Annotated in this window: 19 protein-coding genes; 14 read left to right on the top strand and 5 right to left on the bottom strand. The window is 62.5% G+C overall.

The genetic code is table 11. The annotated features are described in order from the left end of the window. Positions 1–21 precede the first annotated feature (21 nt). Together XH89_RS19125 and XH89_RS19120 are read left to right on the top strand one after the other, a co-directional pair. Positions 22–996 carry a sugar ABC transporter substrate-binding protein gene (locus XH89_RS19125; RefSeq protein WP_194462013.1) on the top strand — a complete coding sequence of 325 codons (975 nt, stop codon included), beginning with the start codon at positions 22–24 and terminating at the stop codon, positions 994–996. 302 nt (positions 997–1,298) lie between these two features. Beyond that, positions 1,299–1,586, top strand: a complete 288-nt coding sequence (locus XH89_RS19120) for a YciI family protein (protein ID WP_194462012.1) — start codon at positions 1,299–1,301, stop codon at positions 1,584–1,586. An 833-nt stretch (positions 1,587–2,419) separates the two neighbouring features. Here the strand turns inward: XH89_RS19120 and XH89_RS19115 are convergent. After that, on the bottom strand, positions 2,420–3,421 hold the full coding sequence (locus XH89_RS19115) for an ABC transporter substrate-binding protein (RefSeq protein ID WP_194462011.1): 1,002 nt from the start codon (positions 3,419–3,421) through the stop codon (positions 2,420–2,422). Between the two features lie 294 nt (positions 3,422–3,715). Here XH89_RS19115 and XH89_RS19110 point away from each other — a divergent pair, with 294 nt between their 5' ends. Beyond that, positions 3,716–4,582 (top strand): class I SAM-dependent methyltransferase, encoded by an 867-nt coding sequence (locus XH89_RS19110; protein ID WP_194462010.1) that lies wholly within the window; start codon positions 3,716–3,718, stop codon positions 4,580–4,582. Positions 4,583–5,024: 442 nt separating this feature from the next. Here the strand turns inward: XH89_RS19110 and XH89_RS19105 are convergent, their stop codons facing one another. Both XH89_RS19105 and XH89_RS19100 read right to left on the bottom strand, forming a co-directional pair. Continuing rightward, the gene (locus tag XH89_RS19105) at positions 5,025–5,417 is read right to left on the bottom strand and encodes an NUDIX hydrolase (RefSeq protein ID WP_194462009.1); all 393 of its coding nucleotides are present in this window, start codon (positions 5,415–5,417) and stop codon (positions 5,025–5,027) included. Positions 5,418–5,544: 127 nt separating this feature from the next. Further along, positions 5,545–6,651, bottom strand: a complete 1,107-nt coding sequence (locus XH89_RS19100; RefSeq protein ID WP_194462008.1) for an AI-2E family transporter — start codon at positions 6,649–6,651, stop codon at positions 5,545–5,547. Positions 6,652–7,272: 621 nt separating this feature from the next. Between XH89_RS19100 and XH89_RS19095 the strand changes: the two genes are divergently transcribed. The 3 genes from XH89_RS19095 to XH89_RS19085 all read left to right on the top strand — a co-directional run bounded on the left by XH89_RS19095 (position 7,273) and on the right by XH89_RS19085 (position 10,344). Beyond that, entirely contained in the window at positions 7,273–7,500 is a 228-nt protein-coding gene (locus XH89_RS19095) for a hypothetical protein (RefSeq protein ID WP_194462007.1), read from the top strand. 400 nt (positions 7,501–7,900) lie between these two features. Continuing rightward, entirely contained in the window at positions 7,901–9,949 is a 2,049-nt protein-coding gene (locus tag XH89_RS19090) for an acetoacetate--CoA ligase (protein ID WP_194462006.1), read from the top strand. Positions 9,950–10,041: 92 nt separating this feature from the next. Further along, positions 10,042–10,344 (top strand): hypothetical protein, encoded by a 303-nt coding sequence (locus XH89_RS19085; RefSeq protein ID WP_011087444.1) that lies wholly within the window; start codon positions 10,042–10,044, stop codon positions 10,342–10,344. A gap of 5 nt (positions 10,345–10,349) precedes the next feature. Here XH89_RS19085 and XH89_RS19080 read toward each other — a convergent pair whose 3' ends face one another. Further along, positions 10,350–10,586 (bottom strand): hypothetical protein, encoded by a 237-nt coding sequence (locus XH89_RS19080; protein ID WP_194462005.1) that lies wholly within the window; start codon positions 10,584–10,586, stop codon positions 10,350–10,352. Between the two features lie 472 nt (positions 10,587–11,058). On the opposite strand from XH89_RS19080, the gene XH89_RS19075 reads away from it, so the two are divergent. The 3 genes from XH89_RS19075 to XH89_RS19065 all read left to right on the top strand — a co-directional run bounded on the left by XH89_RS19075 (position 11,059) and on the right by XH89_RS19065 (position 14,460). Then, positions 11,059–11,919 carry a site-specific integrase gene (locus XH89_RS19075; RefSeq protein ID WP_128943944.1) on the top strand — a complete coding sequence of 287 codons (861 nt, stop codon included), beginning with the start codon at positions 11,059–11,061 and terminating at the stop codon, positions 11,917–11,919. A gap of 9 nt (positions 11,920–11,928) precedes the next feature. Beyond that, the gene (locus XH89_RS19070) at positions 11,929–13,107 is read left to right on the top strand and encodes an IS91 family transposase (protein WP_194462004.1); all 1,179 of its coding nucleotides are present in this window, start codon (positions 11,929–11,931) and stop codon (positions 13,105–13,107) included. Between the two features lie 413 nt (positions 13,108–13,520). Beyond that, a protein-coding gene (locus XH89_RS19065) for an IS630 family transposase (RefSeq protein ID WP_371825163.1) occupies positions 13,521–14,460 on the top strand; the annotation gives its coding sequence in 2 pieces (ribosomal slippage) (positions 13,521–13,856 and positions 13,858–14,460; 939 coding nt in all). Positions 14,461–14,472: 12 nt separating this feature from the next. On the opposite strand, the gene XH89_RS19060 is transcribed toward XH89_RS19065, so the two are convergent. Beyond that, positions 14,473–14,757, bottom strand: a complete 285-nt coding sequence (locus XH89_RS19060) for a hypothetical protein (protein WP_194462002.1) — start codon at positions 14,755–14,757, stop codon at positions 14,473–14,475. Positions 14,758–14,945: 188 nt separating this feature from the next. On the opposite strand from XH89_RS19060, the gene XH89_RS19055 reads away from it, so the two are divergent. The 5 genes from XH89_RS19055 (at position 14,946) to XH89_RS19035 (ending at position 19,350) form a co-directional block, all read left to right on the top strand. Next, positions 14,946–15,533 (top strand): formyltransferase family protein, encoded by a 588-nt coding sequence (locus XH89_RS19055; protein ID WP_194462001.1) that lies wholly within the window; start codon positions 14,946–14,948, stop codon positions 15,531–15,533. Between the two features lie 192 nt (positions 15,534–15,725). Further along, positions 15,726–16,076 (top strand): hypothetical protein, encoded by a 351-nt coding sequence (locus XH89_RS19050; protein ID WP_194462000.1) that lies wholly within the window; start codon positions 15,726–15,728, stop codon positions 16,074–16,076. Continuing rightward, complete coding sequence (locus XH89_RS19045) at positions 16,021–16,566, top strand: hypothetical protein (RefSeq protein WP_194461999.1); 546 nt, start codon at positions 16,021–16,023, stop codon at positions 16,564–16,566. Before XH89_RS19050 ends, XH89_RS19045 begins: the two co-directional genes overlap by 56 nt. A gap of 285 nt (positions 16,567–16,851) precedes the next feature. Next, the gene (locus tag XH89_RS19040) at positions 16,852–17,727 is read left to right on the top strand and encodes a DMT family transporter (RefSeq protein WP_194468546.1); all 876 of its coding nucleotides are present in this window, start codon (positions 16,852–16,854) and stop codon (positions 17,725–17,727) included. Between the two features lie 204 nt (positions 17,728–17,931). Next, the gene (locus XH89_RS19035; RefSeq protein WP_194461998.1) at positions 17,932–19,350 is read left to right on the top strand and encodes a caspase family protein; all 1,419 of its coding nucleotides are present in this window, start codon (positions 17,932–17,934) and stop codon (positions 19,348–19,350) included. The last annotated feature ends 75 nt before the right edge of the window (positions 19,351–19,425 follow it).

Here is a 19,425-nt window from a genome sequence, read left to right as displayed (position 1 = left end):
CAAAATGGGGATGGAGACGATATGAAACGGAGACTGGGCTATCTCGCACTGCCGCTCATGATGGCAGCCGCATTCACGACGCAGGCGCGCGCCGACGGCGAGACCATCGCGGTGTTCACCAAGAACCAGACCAACCCGTTCTTCCAGACGGTGCGGGTCGGCGCCGACGCCATGGCGAAGACGCTGAACGCCAAGACGCTGCAGTACATTCCGACCAAGCCGGACTCGATCCCCGAGCAGCTCAGCCAGATCGAGGACGTCGTTGTGAAGAAGCCGAGCGCGATTGTCTTCACGCCTGTTGACTACAAGGCGATGGTACCGGGCGTGGAAAAGATCAACGACGCCAAGATTCCCGTCGTCAACATCACCGACCGTTCCGCCGGTGGCAAGTTCCTCTCCTTCATCGGTGCCGACGATTACAGCCTCGGGCTCGAAACCGCGCGTTTCCTGCTCAAGACGCTCGGCGGCAAGGGCAACATCGTCATCATCGAAGGCGTCAAGGGCTCGCTCACCAACGTCGATCGCGTCCGCGGCTTCAACGATGCGCTGAAGGAGAACCCGGGCGCCAAGCTGCTGGCCTCGCAGCCCGGCAACTACCAGCGGCTCCAGGCGCTCCAGGTGATGGAAAACCTGATGCAATCGAATTCGCAGATCGACGGCGTGCTCGCCGCCAACGACGCCATGGCGGTCGGCGCGATCGAGGCGCTCGACGGCGCCAACCGCAAGGCCCAAGTGATCGGCATCAACGGCACCAAGGAGGCAATCGACGCCATCAAATCAGGCAAGCTGCTCGCCAGCGGCGACTACAACGGCTTTTACCAGGGCTGCCTCGGCACCATGATGGCGATCCGCGCACTGCGCGAACAGCCCGTGATCGCCGAGGTCGTGCTGAAGCCGACCGTCATCACCAAGGACAATTACCAGCCCTTCGACCAGCCGCTCGAGCAGCGCACCTGCCCGACCTTCGAAGAGGCCAGCAAGCTCGGCGCCAAATAACCGAAGACAAAGGACCGAAGCCTGTTCGGATCAAACACCGGGACGGCTGATGACACAGCCGTCCCTCGAACATCCCCGGGGCGACGCATATGAGAGCGATTGTGGCCATCCTTCGAGACGCCCGCCGTTGGCGGGCCCTCAGGATGAGGCCCTGAGTGTGCGGCAGCTCTTTTTTTCGGGCGCCGATGCCGCTTAGCCTCATCCTGAGGAGACCGCGAAGCGGTCGTCTCGAAGGACGAGGCGCCCGCTCAGGTCACGCAAAATGCCATATGCGATTGCCCTGCAGAAATCACGGAGACATCATGCTGTTTGCCATCCATGCCATCGACCGCGCCGGCGCACTGCCGACGCGGCTGGCCAACTACGATGCCCACAAGACCTTCCTTGGCGACACCTCGCGCTTCGGCGTCAAGATCGTGATGTCGGGACCGCTGGTCTCCGACGACGGCGCCACCATGATCGGCAGCCTGTTCCTGATCGAAGCGCCCGGCCGCGCCGAGGTCGAAGCCTTCAACCGCGCCGATCCGTTCGCCGCGGCCGGCATCTGGGAGAAGGTGACGATCACGGGATTTTTGCGGCGGCAGGGCTGAGCAGGCCACACGCCGGGGAACACTTGTTGGGTGACCAGTTGACTGATGTCCGGTCACCCACGGACAACGGCCAAGATGCGGACCTTTGCTAAGGTCGCAGATGGGCCCAGAAGCTGACAATCAGTCGGGGCCTATGCGACCGTAGCGAAACTGGGCTAGAGTGTTGGCCATATTTCGGCGGCCATCTTTTCAGAATCTTATGACCAGCGACACCACCGAAGAGTTTTTCCAAAAATATGCGAGCGCGGCCGAGGCCATGGATGCTGAGGCGTTGGCGTCGATGCACATCGCGCCCTGTATCAAGGTCCACGCTGACGGGCGCATTGAATGCCTTCGTACTTCACGACGATATCCGTGCTTTCTTCGAGGTATTAGGAGCCAAGTACGCGGAGCGTGATCACGGTCATTCGCATCGGAGCGACTTACTCAAGACGCCGATCGGATCGGCCTCTGTGCTCGCATCATTGACATGGGAGCAGTTTCGAAAGGACGGAACCTTGTACCGACGCTTCCGTCGCTCTTGCAATCTAGTTCGCGCAGGAACCGATTGGAAAATTCTGGTCGCGATTGCTCATCGGGATTAAGGCCTTAGACCCCGGCAGAGCGTCAGCACCTCGCGGTGCCGCACATGTTGGCTTCGAGTGGATAGAAACAAACTCTCGGCCCCTGCGATATCTAATCTTTCGTGGCTCAATCCTCACCCGATGCAATCGCTGGTACACTTCGCAACCACAGTCGCCATTGGTCGCGCAACACTCGCTACCAAACGGACGCTACTCCCTACTTGAACCGGACTTTCCGGCCGGATCGCGCCAGCTTTGCGGCTGGCGCACCTATTCGATCACCAAGTCGGCGCGGGAGAGCAGAGGCTCCGGGATTGCGAGGCCCAGCGCTTTGGCAGTCTTGAGATTGATAGCGAGCTTGAACTTGATCGACTGATAAATCGGAATGTCGCCGGGTTTGGTTCCGCGCAGCACCTTGTCAACACAAGAGGCAAGGTATCGGTAGTGCTCAAGGCGATCCGGCGCGTAGGCGATAAAACCGCCGATCTCGACAATCTCAACCCACGGGAGCATTACGGGAAGTCTGTACGTTTCTGCCAATTCGACGATAAGCCGCCGACGCGTGAAATTTTCCGCATGGTCATTGAAGATAACGGCACCTACATGCCTCTGAGCCACCGTCGCGAATGCCCTGCGATAGTTAACCTCTTCGTGGCTTTCGAGAAAGGCCGGAAGGAGTTGGATGCCCAGACGCAAAGCTGCGTCTCGTATTGCCAAGCCAAATGAGTTGTCCCAAAAGGCGGGTTCTATAATGTAGCCGACTGTCGAAAGTGTTGGGATGGCCTCTTTCAATACCTCGAGGTGTTTCGCAAGGTATTGCGATCCAAAATCTGGAGTGGCTCCTGTAATGGAGCCTCCGGGGCGGGCCAAGCTGGCTGCAAAGCCCTGGGCGACCGGATCGCCCACGACTGCGACGATAGGGATCGTGTTCGAAACTGATCGAAAACTCTGCACCATGAGTGAGCCGAACGTCACGATCACCTCCGGCGCGGCGCGAACCACTTCTCGGGCAAGTTGCGCGTAGTGCTCGGTTTGGCCTCCGCCGCTGTAGCGCGCCACGGAAAGATTACGCCCTTCGACATAGCCCAGACGACGCAATTCTTCGAAGATCACTCGATAGAACGGATTGCCGCCGGTTTCACTCAATTCAGATAGAGGAGCGGATGGAGGAGCAAGGGCGATACGATAGACCCTCGTGGACTGCTGTGCACGCGCAACAAACGGCCAAGCCGTCCCGCCACCGATTGCCGCAATGAACTGTCGTCGTTTCATGTCCGCCCCCGGCCGAGCCAATATCCTATCGGCTCAAACAATCATCCGAAAGGGGCGTCGTATTTGGGCCATGTCTCTTGTGGGTCAAAGGCTGCCATCGGCGGCTCCACGATGGCTTTCGGCTCAGCCCTTGGAAGCGGACCGTACGAGGCCAAGGGAGGAAGTCAGCCCCGGGCCACAAGCGGTCATTGGTCCTTGTGAGGGCCAGCTTCCGTTTGCTACGTTTCGCCGGGCAATATCTTCAACTGCCGCTGCTCTTTCTCACCGCGACAATGAACCCCCGGGGGGCAGGATATGGCAATTCAGGTGTCGAACCAACCGGACGCTTTTCGGGACTTTGAGCGAAGCGGATGGAACGCGGTGTCCGAGGGTTACGAAGCTGTCTTTGGTCCGCTGACCGCGCAGTCGGTTGATGTCACGCTCGATGCAGCTGGAGTCATTGGTGGATGTGACGTGCTCGATGTCTGCACGGGACACGGCGTGCTGGCCCTGGCTGCTACCGAGCGCGGCGCGAAGGTATCCGCTATCGACTTCTCGGAGGCCATGGTTGCCGCTGCCCGTCGGAACGTTCCGTCGATGGATTGTCGCCAAGGGGACGCGCAAGATCTGCCATATCCCGATAATACGTTCGATGCCGTCGTTTGCGGCTACGGCATACTCCATGTGCCCGAACCGGACCGCGCTTTGGCGGAAATGCGTCGGGTTCTTCGTCCCGGAGGCCGCGTGGCGATTAGCGTTTGGGAACGACCCTCACCAGCCAACGGCTTCGGTCTCCTCTTGGGGATGGTGAAAGCTCACGGGCGTGTTGACGTTTCCCTGCCGCACGGGCCCGATTTCTTCCAGTTCGGCGAACCGGAGGATATGAAGGCCGCGCTTGCGCAAGCGGACTTCTCCGATGTCACCGCAACTACTGTGGTTCAGACGCTGCTGCTGAAAACGGCGACCGGATTGATCAATCTGCCGTTGCAGGGGGGAGTACGGATAAGGGCCCTTCTTCTTGCACAAGACAGCGCTGCTCTCTCGGCAATCAACATCGCCGTCGCTGAAGGAATGGATCAGCTATTCCGAAAGGGGGACGGCTTCCAGGTCCCCATGCCTGCCATTCTTGGAAGTGGGGTAAAGCCCGGCAGTAATAAGTTCCATCCTATCTCCAACTACTGACCGCTCAGGGTCACAACAGGGCGTCCCCGCGCGGTCCATCCATGGTCCGCTTCTCGCCAGAAGGCTGACATTCCGTTGCTTGCGACGGCAGCTAAGGGAGAGCCGGCATGCGTTCCGCTGTTCCGTAACAGGAGCAAATGCGGCGACTGCAGGCCACGTTGCCCCCCAACATGAAAAGCCCCAGTGCTTGGAGTCACTGGGGCGTTTCAACGACAATGAATTGGTAAAGCAATGACGCCTTTATAGCATCGCTCGCAGCGGCGCCTTGTGAACTGGTTCACACATGATCACGGCGTCCCGGGAAAAAGCCGTTCCGGTTGCTGACAGCATGACCGTCAGATCGGCGCATGAAGCCGCAGCCGAGCATAGCCGCCAGCACGGCGTCAGAGCCGAGATCAATCGAACCGGCCTGCAGGACGATTTGTCACACCCGCCCGGGCAGCTACCGCCGCCGCGACTTCCGCGGAAACAGCCGATCGCGGATGTAGCGCGAGGTGGCGGTCAGGCGCACCCCGCGCGGCTTCTGCCACGCGGCGCGGTCGAGCTCCTTCTTGTCGCCGATGGCGAGCCGGCCCTTGGCGCTCTTGGCGATGAAGATCGCATCGCTCATCTTGCGCCCCGAACGCTTGTTCTTCGCCTTCACCTCTTTCCAGAGGCTGAGCCGGCCGAGTTTCAGCTTCGGCAACTCTTCCTTGATCTCGCGCCGCAGGCAGGCCTTCTCGGTTTCTCGCGCGCGCTTGCGGCCGCCGGGGAACATCCACAGACCGTCCGACCGTCGCCTGACCAACAGAACCTTGCCGCGCCTGGCGGCCACCAGCTTGGAAGACTTCGCCATTCCTGTCGCAAACCGAAAAAAGAATCTGGCGCTATCGTAACTTGTCTATTCCATTAGACAAGTTTGATGGCCAATCCGGTTGCCACCGCCATCCGCAATTGTCCACATCCCGCAAGGCGCGACCCGGCTAGGTGACCTCGTCCTCTGCAAGTGGCGTCGCTTTCGGCTTCCGGATCTCGCTTCCGATCCACGCCGCCGCCATCTCCCAGGCCACCGACAGGATGATCGGCCCGATGAACAGGCCGACGATGCCGTGGGCGAGCGTGCCGCCGATCACCCCGACGAAGATCACGATGGTCGGCGTGTTGAGCCCGCGTCCCATCACCAGCGGCTTCAACATGGTGTCGATGAAGCCGACGACGACGAAGAACACGGTCAGCACCAGCGCCGTGGTGACGTCCTTGGCGGTCCAGATCCAGATGATGACCGGCAGCAGCACCAGGAACGCGCCGATCTGCACGATCGACAGCAGCAGAACGATGAAGGCGAGCAGGCCCGCGCTGGGTACGGCCGCGAGCTTGAAGCCGATTCCGGCGAGCAGCGCCTGCACGATGGCAACGCCGATCACGCCCTGCGCCACGGCGCGGATGGTGGCGCCGCCGAGCTCGAGAAAATGCTCGCTCTGCTCGGGCACGATACGGGACAGGAAACCGCGCCCGGCCGCAACCAGTCGCGGTCCATGCGGAAACAGGAAGCCCGCCACAAACACCGAGACCAGGAATTGCAGCGTGCCGAGGCTGGCATCGCCCGCGAGCACCAAAAGCGGTCCGGCGAGCGGCTGGAGGTAGGGTGCGACCTCGCGCAGCACGGCGCGGATATTGGTGTAGGCCTGGTCCCAGAGTTCATACAGCGTCGGGCCGATCACCGGCCACGACTTGATCGACTCGGGCGCCGCCTGAAGCGCGAGGTCGCCGGTCCCGAGCTGGTGCGCCAGCTCCCTGCCCCCGTCCACGGCGCTCACCCCGAGCCATGTTGCCGGGCCGAGCACGATGCCGAGGGTGACCAGGGTGAGGATCGCAGCCGCAGTCTTGGGCCGGCCCCCGAGGATCTTGGCGACCCAGCTGAACGCCGGATAGAACGCGACCGCCAGCACCGCGCTCCAGGTCAGGATCGGGATGAACGGCCGGATGATGTAGAGCGTCCACAGGATCAGCAGCGCCAGCAGGCCGAGCCGGATCACGAGCTGAATGACGTCCTCGCCCGTCAGGAGCTGACGCAGACTTTTCACAGGCACGGCTTTCCTTGCGGCATCAACGCGGGTTCCGGCGCTTGCGCGGGCTAGCGTTATTGCCAGCCCCGAGCCGGGCGTCAAGACGACCGGCGAATCCGGCCGCCTTGCCACAAGGCCGTCATGGGCGGCGCGGTTACGGCCGCAGCCGCAACCATGCCGCCCATGGACCGCGACCGGCAGAGCCGGGCCGCGCTCCCGTCCCGACCCCGCTGGCCGCAGCGCCATCGCCAAAATGCGGACCGACCGAGGGACGGACGCTTGTCGACATCGACGCACCGCCATTGCCAAAATGCGGTCCGATTGTCGGCCGGCTGACCGATGAGATCCCGGCATTGCTGCTGCCGAAATGCGGTCCGATTGCCAAGCCTCCACTCGATGTCGTTGCAGCTCCCGTCCCGAAATGTGGGCCGACGGCCGGCCGCAGAGGGATCGGCCGTGCATGGGCAGGTGCTGCAATTGATGCCGCGATGGTCGCCGTCACGGCGAACAGCGTGATGAACGTCTTCGCGGCATGAGGCAGGAGATTCCTAACGGCGGTTAACCGGATTTCCTTTGGTCGGTTTACGCCGATGCAAAGGCTCGCACCTAGGCTTCGCCGCAGGTCCCCAAAACACTTGCGGCGCAATGGCAAACAGCATCTGGACGATCGAAGAATTCACCTGCTCCGGTTGCGGCATGAACTACACCGCGACAAGGGAGGAGCATGCCGAGCCGCATGCCGGCAGCTTCAAATGCAGCATTTGCAGCGGCGAGGTGCACTCATGGTCGGGGAAGCATCATTTCTTCGGCTGGTCGGCGGTGAAGACCAGGCCCCCGGTGTTCGGCCGGCGCTGGGCCGGCGTGGAGTGGTAGGGTTGCGCGGCTGAACGAACCAGAATTGCTCGTTGCAGAGGACGATAGCGATCCTTTGATCATGGCAATTGCTGCGACATGAAAAAACTCGCGGCGGATTCCTCCGCGCGGGTATTACGAATTTCCGATGATGTCACTCTGCCAGTGTTTTGCCCGACGTGTCAAATCCGGCCGGGGCGATGCGTCGCGCCGGCGAGATATCTCCCGCTACTGTGCATGGGGTTGTTTTCAGCTTTTGCTTTGAGGGCGTCCGAACGGCAGCACTTTCGAGCCGGCCGCGTGCGATCAGACTGGTCCGGCAGCGAACGCTTTGCCATGGCACGAGGGATGAGGAACTGACGCTTCTGCCAAGCCGCGACACCGGCTACATTCCCCTCCCCGCCCCCGAATCCGATATCCAATGACCGCTCCCTTCGTCCCGCAGATCGCCCTCTATCGCAGCTGGCTCGCCGCGCAGCGCGGCCTCACCTTCGCTGACTACGAGGAGATGCGGCAATGGTCGGTGCGCGATCTCGATGCCTTCTGGCGCAGCATCTGGGACTATTACGATTTGCAGTCGCCGACGCCGTTTGCGGCCGTCATCGCCGAGCGCAAGATGCCCGGCGCGGTGTGGTTTCCCGGCGCCCAGGTGAACTATGCGCGGCAGGTATTACGGCATGTCGACGCCGCGCACGGCGCCGGCCTGCCTGCGATCGTCTCCAGCGGCGAGGACGGCAGGCTGACAGAGACCAGCTGGCCGGAGCTCAAGCGCAAGGCGGCCGCGCTGGCGCTGCATCTGAAGGACCAGGGCGTCCAGCCCGGCGACCGTGTTGCGGCCTATCTGCCCAACATCCCCGAGACCATCATCGCGTTTCTCGCGACCGCCAGCATCGGCGCCGTCTGGAGCCTCTGCGCGCCCGATATGGCCGCGCCTGCCGTGATCGACCGCTTCAAGCAGATCGAGCCAAAAGTGCTGATCGCCTGCGACGTCGTCACCTACGCCGGCCGCAAGCATGACCGCAAAGATGTCGTCGCCGAGCTCAGGCGGTCGCTGCCGAGCCTCGAACACGTCATTCTGCACAGCGACGCCGGCGGGCCGGACGCGCCCGACGCCCTGCTCTCGGACATCACCGCAAGGACGAATGCCGCGATCGACACCTTCGAGCCGATCTGGCTGCCGTTCGATCATCCGCTCTGGATCGTCTATTCCAGCGGCACCACCGGCCTGCCGAAACCGATCGTGCACGGCCATGGCGGCATCGTCATCGTCGTGCTGGCGCTGCTCGGCCTGCACAATGACATCGGCTGCTCCTATCATCCAAACTCATTTGGCGAGCGCTATCACTGGTACTCGTCGACCGGCTGGATCATGTGGAACAGCCAGGTCGGAGGCCTGCTGAGCGGCACCACCTGCTGCATTTTCGACGGCAGTCCCGGCGGCACCAAGGACAAGCCGGACTGGTCCACGCTGTGGCGTTTCGTGGCGCAATCGAAAGCGACCTTCTTCGGCGCGGGTGCAGCGTTCTTCGCCAGTTGCGCCAAGGCCGAGATCGATCTCGCGACTGTCGGCGACCTGTCGCGACTGCGTTGCCTCGGCTCGACCGGCTCGCCGCTCAGCGCCGACACCCAAGCCCGGTTCAACGCGCGCTTCGCCGCGCTGTCGAAGACCAACGGCAGCAAGGCGCAGGCCGACATCTGGTGGGCGAACATTTCCGGCGGCACCGACTTCGCCGGCGCCTTCATCGGCGGCCACAGGGAATTGCCGCAAACGCCGGGCGCCATGCAGTGCCGCCTGCTCGGCGCTGCCGTCGAAGCCTTCAGCGAACAGGGGCGCGCCGTGATCGACGAGGTCGGCGAGCTCGTCTGCACCGAGCCGATGCCGTCGATGCCGCTGTATTTCTGGAACGACAAGGGCAACGCGCGCTATCTCTCGAGCTATTTCGAGACCTATCCGGATAATTTCGACGGCAGCGGCCGCGGACCGGTGTGGCGGCATGGCGACTGGCTCAAGGTCAACCTAGATGGCTCCTGCGTGATCTACGGCCGCAGCGATGCGACGATCAACCGGCACGGCCTGCGCATGGGCACCAGCGAGCTCTATTCCGCGATCGAGGCGCTGCCGGAGGTGCTCGACAGCCTCGTCGTCGACCTCGAATATCTCGGCCGTGACAGCTACATGCCGCTGTTCGTGGTGCTGCGCGAAGGTGTTGCCTTCGACGACGCGATGCGGACCAAGATCAACAAGGCGATCGAGGCCGGCTTGTCACGCCGCTTCCTGCCCAACGAGATCTTTGCGGTCGCCGAGATTCCGCGCACATTGTCGGGCAAGAAGCAGGAGCTGCCGATCAAGAAGCTCCTGCTCGGCCAGCCCGTCGAGAAGGTCATCAACAAGGAGGCGATGGCCAATCCGGCCTGCCTCGACTGGTATCTCGCCTTCGCACGCGACTATCTGGCGCGGAACAAGGCGTGACAGGAAATCGGCCGAATTGCGCATGTCGCGTTTGGACTCCGTTCACCGATCGTCGCTAGATCGGGCAGGATCTTCCGCAACGAACATGTGCCATGGCCGACCTCAACGCCGTCCTCACCAGGCTCAACGACCGCCTGCTCCGCCTCGAAGGCGAACTGTTCGTGCTGCGCTCGCTGGCGCGCGCGACGCTGACGGCGGGCGACGATCACGCCGCGCGCATGCGCAAGCTGGTCGAGGCTGCAAAAGTCGCACTGGACGACGAGGCCAAACGCGAGCTCGACAAGCCGACGCGCAAATATGTCGATGCGGCGACCGCGCTGGTGGAAGAGCTGCTGGTCGAGCCGACGCCGGCGCGGCCGCTATTCACCGTCATCGACGGCGGCCGGCGCGACTAAGCGCGTCAGGTCGGAGGCGCCGTGCCGGAATCGCTGGATTCAGCCTTCAGCCGGCTGAGACCTTTCTCGATGATCGCAATCTCCTCGTCGATCTTGTCGATCGGTAGGCTGAAATCGTAACCGCCTGACTTGCTCTTCAGATCGACAGCGAGCCGCTGCCTGTGCATCATCAGCTCGTCGAGGCCACGGCGGTTCTTCAGCCTCACGTAGGCGTCCACGATCTGCTCAATTGCGTTCGCCATGACATCGGTCCCCGCAAAAATGCCCGCGCGACGGCGGGACATTTTTGTGTCGCGGTACGCAATACAAATCCGCGACGGATTCGTCGATACGACAAGCAAGTTGAGAACGGGTTACCGTTTGATGATTTCGTGATCGCCGGAATTAAAAAGCCGCTGGCAATCACGCCAGCGGCCCAAGCCGGGTTCGAAAACGGATCCGGAATGAAATTTAGCCAGCCCCGGTAAGCTCACGTTCTAACGCCGCACAACGGATTCCGTCTGTCGGAAACGAAACACAGGAACCGGCACCTTGATCATTTGTGGCCGACCGTTGCCGCACGGCAACGCTAAAGCGGGATGGGGTTAGGTTGAATCGATTTGGGATTGAACGAAGCCGCTGGCGCGGCATGTAGGGAGTCATAGCAAGGATTGCCTCCTGTCTGAGAGGATTGCGGGTTTTCGCAGCCCAACCCTTTAGACAGGAGGTTTTCCGATGGCTGAGATCAGCCCACTTCGCCGCCGCATGATCGAGGACATGACGGTCCGCAATCTGTCACCGGCGACGCAGCAATCCTACCTCAACGCCGTAGCGAAGTTGAGCCGATATTTCGGTCGTTCTCCCGACCGCCTCGACCTGGAGGATATCCGTGCCTTCCAGGTTCATCTGGTTGCGACGGGGATGTCCTGGCCGGCGCTGAACCAGATCGTCTGCGCACTGCGGTTCTTCTACGGTGTGACGCTTGGTCATGACACCGTTCCGGAGCGCATCGCCTATGCGCGTAAACCGCGCAAACTGCCGGTCGTGCTGAGCGCCGACGAGGTCGTGCGCTTCCTGGAAGCGATCCCAAGCCTCAAGAGCCGTACCGCGTTGACCACCGTCTATGCCGCAGGCTTGCGCGTATCGGAAGTGGTCCTCTTGAAGGTTGTCGACATTGATAGCCAACGGATGTTGATCCGGGTCGAGCACGGCAAGGGCGGCAAGGACCGTTACGTTATGCTCTCGCCGCAGCTTTTGAGGATTCTGCGGACGTATTGGCGGCTCACTCGGCCAAAACGATGGCTATTTCCCGGCCGCGACGACGAGCGTCCGCTCGTCCCGAACGTGCTGCACGCCGCCTGTCGTTCAGCCTGTGCTGCGGCTGGCTTGAGCAAGTCGGTGACAGTGCATACGCTGCGGCACACATTCGCGACCCATCTCCTGGAGAACGGGGCCGACGTGCGCATCATCCAGGTGCTGCTCGGCCATGCCAGTCTGGCCAGCACGGCGCGCTATACCCAAGTCGCCACAAAGACCATCAGCAATACGCCAAGTCCGCTTGACCGACTCCGCCTGGAGGTCGTGCCGCCCGGCTGAGCGGACCTGATGGCTCCGGTTCTGGAAGTGGCGGATATCTTCTGCCGCCACGGCGAAGCGTTTCGGCAAGCCCGTGCCGAGCATTTGGGCCGCGTCGAGCGGCGCGTCATGGGCGCGATCACGGCATGCCGGACGGCTGTGCTCGGCGGCCACGTCGAGCAGTGCGATGACTGCGGCGCCACACGGATTGCCTACAACTCCTGCCGCAATCGGCATTGCCCGAAGTGCCAGGGCTCGGCGCGCGTGCAATGGCTCGCCGAACGACAGGCCGAACTCCTTCCCGTGCCGTATTTCCACGTCGTCTTCACCATGCCGGCCCCCGCCGGAGAGATAGCCTTTCAGAACAAGGCCATCGTCTATGCCATCCTGTTCCGCTGCGCGGCCGAGACGCTCGCCACCATCGCGGCCGACCCCAAGCATCTCGGCGCTCAGCTCGGTGTGACCGCCGTCCTCCATACCTGGGGCCAGACGCTGCAACACCATCCGCATATCCACTGCGTCGTGCCTGGTGGTGGACCTTCACTCGACGGCACACACTGGGTCGCTTGCCGGCCCGGCTTCTTCCTGCCGGTGCGCGTCCTCTCCCGGCTGTTCCGCCGTCTGTTTCTGCTAGAGCTCCAAGCTGCCTTCGCGGCTGGCCAGTTGGGCTTCTTTGGCGATCTCGTCCATCTCGCCGATCCCGCCGCATTCGCCGAACGCCTCGCTCAACTTCGACGGACCGACTGGGTCGTCTATGCCAAGCCGCCATTCGGCGGGCCCGAACAGGTGCTGGCTTATCTCGGCCGCTACACGCATCGCGTCGCCATCGCCAACAGTAGGCTGATCTCGCTTGCCGACGGCAAGGTGAGCTTTTCCTGGAAGGACTATCGGCAGAATCGTCAAGCCAAAGTGATGACGCTTAATGCCGATGAGTTCATTCGTCGCTTTCTCCTCCACACCCTGCCGGACGGCTTCCACCGCATCCGCCACTATGGCTTCCTCGCCAATGGCGGACGCAACGATAAAATCGCCCTCTGCCGTCAACTCCTTGCTGTCCGCAACGCTCCGACTGATCAAGAAGCCGGCGACGATCCCCTCACCAAATGTGAGATCCCCGTCTGCCCGCATTGTGGCGGCACCATGCGGCGCGTCGATGTCGTCCCACGAGCCTGCGCCCGCGACCATCCGTTTCGTTGTGATACGTCATGACCAGCGCCTGCACTATCCACCCCTTCCGTGATCACCTTCGCGGTGGCAACGTCCGAAGTCGCCGTGGCCGCGCTCGTCACCGCTCACCCCGCCAATCGTTCGGCCGCGCATCCCAGCGCAACAAATCCCTCGCGGCATCGCGCCCACTGCCCGATCAATCGGGCCGCTCACACCTGCTCAATGTCTCGCCGACGCGCGGCGACCACAGGCGCACCTTCTCCGCAACTGCACCGGCTGCACTATCGCCATAGTGCCCGCAACTCCGCGGCTTCGTTCAATCCAGCTTCTATGAGGTCGCACGCTACGACTGCGCGCGCGGCTTAAGTCTGCCCCGCGACCTCACAGAACCCTCAAGATTCCCAAATCAGCGTATTCCTGATTCACCATGCTGGCTGGGCAGGAGGCCAGCATGGATGGGCAAGCCTTACTCTTTGGATCTTCGAAAGCGCGTCGTGGCTGCGATCGAGGGCGGGATGTCCCGTAATCAAGCTGCCAGGCAGTTTGGAGTGGCGATCAGCACGGCCATCGGCTGGATGCAGCGGGTCGAGGAGACCGGCAGTGTTGAGCCTGGCCAGATGGGCGGCCACAAGCCGAAGGCAGTCTCGGGAGAGCATGCGGTCTGGCTGTCGCAGCGGATCAAGGACGGTGATTTCACCATACGCGGGCTCGTTGCCGAGCTTGCTGGACGCGGCCTGAAGGTCGACTACCACTCGGTCTGGGACTTCGTGCATGCCGAGAAGCTCAGCTTCAAAAAAAAGCGTGGCGGCTGGCGAACGCGATCGTCCCGAGGTGGCGCGGCGGCGAGCCCAGTGGGCAAAGTATCAAGGTCGCGTCGAAGCTGAGCGGCTGGTCTTCATCGACGAGACCTGGACGCGGACCGATATGGCCCCCTTGCGGGGATGGGCGCCGCGCGGGCACAGACTTCCCGCCAAGGTTCCCCACGGCCGCTGGAAGACCATGACCTTCCTGGCGGCCCTGCGCCACGACCGGATCGATGCGCCATGGTTCATCGAGGGGCCGATCGATGGCGTGAGCTTTCGCACCTATGTCGAGAAGGTTCTTCTGCCCGTCCTTCGACCCGGCGATATCGTTGTCTTGGACAACCTCGGCAGCCACAGGAGCAAAGCAGTTCGCCAGCTCATCCGTTCGGTCGGAGCCAGACTCTTCTTCCTGCCAAAATACTCGCCCGACCTGAACCCGATCGAACAAGTCTTTGCCAAGCTCAAGCACCTGCTCCGCAAAGCGGCCGCGCGAACCGTCGACGCGGTCTGCGCCGCAATCGGCCACGCACTCGACGCCTTCACACCTGAGGAATGCGCCAACTACCTGAAAAATTCAGGCTATCGAACTTAATGCCATCACGCTCTAGTCGACGACGCAAAAATACGTCCGCGGCGGCCTGCGGTAGGCGCTGTAGCGATAGTGCGGCCTGTAGGCATAGCCGCGATAGATCGCCGGCGGCTCCTCGCCGTAATAGGCGCCGTGGTAGAAATTGTAAGGAATACCGTCAGCGCAGCGATAGGCATCCCATGTCGGGCCGATGAAGGGCGCCACACCGATCTCGGGCGGGACCGCCGGGTACGGTCCGCCGGCATGGGCCGGAGCGGCCGCAATCAGGACAGCGAGAGGGACAATCCACGCGTGACGCATCTGCTCGCTCCCGGCAGGTCGCAATGCACGCATGGAAGCACCGGATCAGCCGCCAACGCAATCGCCGAGTTCATTGCCGCCACGCCCTTCGCATTGTTGATAACCGGCGCAAATGCCGCGCGGGTGGTGACAGGACGGCCGGACGTGTTATCGGGGGATAACGCAGCTGCGAGACGGATTGGACACCCATGCGCATTACCCTCGTCGGCTCCCGCCATTTCGGCGTGACCACCCTGAACATGCTCCGCGAGCACGGCGTGGGGATCGTGCGGGTCGTGGTGGCCGATGCAGAGGACCGCCTGGCTGCGGCCGCCAAGGCCGCCGGCATCGAGGTGGTGGTGCAGGCCAATCCCAAGCTCGTGGTGGCCTCCGAGATTGCCCCGGACACCGACCTGATCATCACCGCCCACAGTCATGCCCGGATCGGCAAGGACGCGCTCGCAGCCAGCAAGCTCGGCGGGATCGGCTATCACCCCTCGCTGCTGCCACGCCATCGCGGCAAGGCCGCCGTGGAATGGACCATCAAGGAAGGCGATCCCATCGCCGGCGGCACGATCTATCATCTCGCCGATCGCATGGACGCCGGCGCGATCGCCGCCCAGGACTGGTGCTTCGTCAGGAAGGGCGAGACCGCCCGCGAACTCTGGGAGCGTGCGTTGGCGCCGCTCGGCCTCAAGCTGCTGGCTGACGTGATCGACTACGCCAAGGTCCACAAGGCGCTGCCGGCCAAGGCCCAGGACGAGCAATTCGCGACCTCGGCCCCAAGCCTCTCGTGAGCCCTGTCCCCTTTGAGTCTCCTGTCGCGTTAACGCAAAGGGGCGTTGATTTCACTTCGAAAATCGGAGTCAAAAACGCAAATAAACCATTGTTTCCACAGGAACAATTTTCGACTTTGCATTGCACCAAATTTCCGTCACATTTCTTCCGAATAAGCGTCAGCATATCAGACAGATTCAAGGACGGAATTCATGCGTTTTGCTCGCATCGCGGCGTTCTGTGCCGCATCAGTTTTTATCGCCACCCTCGCCGCCCCCGCCATCGCCCAGACCCCCTATGACGGCAATTGGCAGGTCACCATCGTGACCAAGACCGGTTCCTGCGAGCCGACTGCAAGCTCCATGCTGACGGTTGCCGACGGCAAGATCACCGCGCCCGGCGCTAACGTTTCCGGCACCATCGGCAGCGGGGGACTTGTGAAAGTTTCGATCAATGGTGCATATGCCAACGGTCAACTCAACGGCAACGCCGGATCGGGGAAGTGGAATGGAGCATCTGCAGGCATACCGTGCAGCGGGCGGTGGGAAGCATCGCGCCAATAAATCAAACTCGGCTCGCGCCTGGAACCGGCGGCTGCTGATCGCGGCCGTCGTTTTGTTTACGGCAGGAATTGCCACCACTGAAAGCAAGGCCCAATCGGGCCCGTTCGCTCCGATGGCGGGGAGCTGGAGCGGCGGCGGCACCGTCAGCCTCGAGGACGGATCGACGGAGCGGATCCGTTGCCGGGCCAAATACGCCCCGATCGGCCCTACGATGGAAATGACGCTGACTTGCGCCAGCGACGCCTATAAATTCATCCTCTCCGCGAACGTTCAGTCGGCGGGTAATACCATTACGGGAAGCTGGAGCGAGTCCAGCCGCAACATCTCCGGCTCGCTCCAGGGCCGCGGCGGCGGTGGAAACTTCGAGGTGGTCGCCTCGGCCGCCGGCTTCAACGCCAACATCGCGCTGAGGACGAGCGGCAACAAGCAGACCGTGACGATGCGCGCGGACAGCCAGTTCCGCGGCGCCAACATCTCGATGTCGAAGTAGGCCGTTACTGACGCGACAATCGATCCGGCGACCTCGCCGGATCGATTTTTTTATGCGGCAGGCACGAATGCCGCGACTTCGATCGCGACCTTGGCAGCTCGGGAATTTGCGCCCGAGCGTCGCCTTCCAGACCACACCAATGGCGGCGCCTGCGGCCTCATCTTCGCGCTGCACTGCCTTAACGCGCCGCTACGCATCGGTGCATCCGCAGATTTGGCCGTTGCAAACGCGGACGATGTCGCCGATACCGGCGTCCCCTCAGCTTCAATCTCCTGTCCCGCGCCGATGAGCACAACACCGTCCAAAACGATGGCCGCGCTATGGATGGCCGGATGGCTGTCGCTGATGCTTGTCATGGCGGTCGCGGGGCGCGAGACCACGCGCGATCTGAGCGTCTTTCAGATCATGGAGGTCCGCTCGCTGATCGGATTCACGCTGCTGCTACCGATCATCTACCGGGCTGGCGGCTTCAAGGCGGTGGCGACCAAACGCCTGCCCCAGCACCTCGCGCGCAACGGCGTGCACTATTTCGCGCAGCTCGGCTGGTTCTATGCATTGACGCTGATCGGGATCGGTCAGGTCGTCGCGATCGAATTCACGATGCCGATCTGGACGGCGCTGCTCGCCGCAACCTTCCTCTCCGAGCGCATGACCGGCTGGAAGATCGCCGCCATCGTGCTCGGCATTGTCGGCGTCGTCATGATCGTGCGGCCCGCCACGGGCGAGATCAATCCGGGCCAGTTGATCGCGCTCGGGGCCGCGATCGGCTTCAGCATCTCCATGGCTTTGGCAAAATCGCTGACCCGGACCGAAAGCGCATTGTCGATCCTGTTCTGGATGATCGTGGTGCAGATGGTCGTCGGCCTGCTGCCGACGCTCTACGTCTGGAGCTGGCCGTCAAGCGTCCTCTGGGGCTGGCTCTTCGTGATCGGAGTGTGCGGCACTTTCTCGCACTATTGCCTCGCCAGCGCGCTGCGCTACGCGGATGCCACGATCGTGGTCCCCATGGACTTCCTGCGGGTTCCTCTCACCGCGACGGCCGGCTGGCTGCTCTATTCCGAGCGACTCGATAGCTGGACCGTCCTGGGCGCGGCCTTGATCCTGTTCGGCAATCTCCTGAATTTAAAGCCGGTCGCGCCGGTTCCCGCCCGCGCGCAGTGAACCCGGACACGGTCTGGCGCGACACAACAAAGTGGTCGAGCGTGATTTGGATCACGTTGGAGCGGGCATTCCCAGCGTGCACATTCGGCCACACAGCAACGGGTTGAACGAAACGTCCTGCCGTTTTGGTGGCGTGAAGTCGGGCACTTCGTGTAGCTTCGTCGCCAATTTGTTGCTGCCTGCAATTCGATTCTGGGGTTTCAGATGCGCACTCTCACCATCATCGTTTCGCTGATGTGCATGGCGCTGTCGATCAGCGCCGCGAAGGCCGACCGACGCGTTGCTTTTGTCGTCGGCAACGGCGCCTACAAGAATGTCGCGCAATTGCCGAACCCGCCGATCGACGCCAAGGCGATGGCATCGACGCTGCGCAATGTTGGTTTTGAGGTGATCGAAGGCTCCAACCTGACCCGCGACCAGATGACCGAGAAGCTACTCGATTTCGGCCGCAAGGCGCAGGGCTCCGACATCGCGGTGTTCTACTATGCCGGCCACGGTATCGCCGTCGGCGGCACCAACTATCTCCTGCCCGTCGATGCCGACATCAAATCGGAGATGGACGTCAAGCTCGGGGCTGCCATCAATATCGACCTGACACTCGACCAGACCATGGGCGATGCCAAGGTCAAGCTGGTGTTCCTCGACGCCTGTCGTGACAATCCGTTCGCCGCCAAGATCAAGTCGAACTCTGCGACCCGCAGCGTCAATGTCGGCAGTGGTCTCGCCGAGATGAAATCCGGCGAAGGCACGCTGATTGCCTTCGCCACCGGCCCGGGCCAGACCGCGCTCGACGGCCAGGAGGGCAACAACAGCCCATTCACCCGCGCGCTGATCGACAATATTGCCAAGCCCGGCGTCGAGATCCAGCAGGCGATGACGGCTGTACGTGCCCAGGTCAATGAGGAGACTCACAAGGGCCAGCTGCCCTGGGGCCACACCAATCTGATCGGCGCCGTCTATCTCAACCAGGCGCCGACGACCCAGGTCGCGAACGCAGCACCGACAGCAACCGCCGTGCCGGCCGCAGCGGCCGGCGGCTCCGAGGCTGAAGTCGAGTTCTGGCGCTCGGTGAAGGAATCCAACAAGGCGGAGGAGCTCAACGCCTATCTCTCCGCCTATCCCAACGGCCAGTTCAAGCCGCTGGCGCTGGCACGGCTCGCGGCGATCCAGAACGGACCGTCGACCACGACCCGCAATCTCAATGCCGGCGTCGATCCCGCGACCTTCACCGACGACGCCAGTCAGCTTACCGAAGACCAGATCGGCCTGAACAAAGGGCAGCGTCGCGACGTGCAGCGCCGCCTCAACGGCCTCGGTTTCGACACCAAGGTTACGGGTGTGTTCAACGATGAGACCCGCTCGGTGCTGAAGCGCTGGCAGGCCGCCCGCGGCTATCCATCGACGGGCTTCCTCAACAGGCTCCAGCACAACGCCCTGCTCTCGGAGATCGTGGCGTCGACGACGACCGCAAGCGAAGACAGCCCGAAGCCGGCCCGGCGCGCCGGTCCCGCCCCGGCGCAGAGCGCACCAGTTCAGCATCGCAACAGCGGTGGCGACGCCGCCGGCGCGGCCTTCGTGGGCGGCGTGGTCGGCGGCATGATGGGCGGAATGTTCCGCCACTGAGCCGCGAAGCTCTCGATCGCAAATACAAAAGCCCGGCTCACGCCGGGCTTTTTCGTGGTCGATCTGACCAAAGCA

The organism is Bradyrhizobium sp. CCBAU 53340 (genome assembly GCF_015291645.1).
Classification (GTDB): domain Bacteria; phylum Pseudomonadota; class Alphaproteobacteria; order Rhizobiales; family Xanthobacteraceae; genus Bradyrhizobium.
Note: the sequence above shows the minus strand (reverse complement) of the source record. Positions and strands in the feature narration are given on the sequence as shown.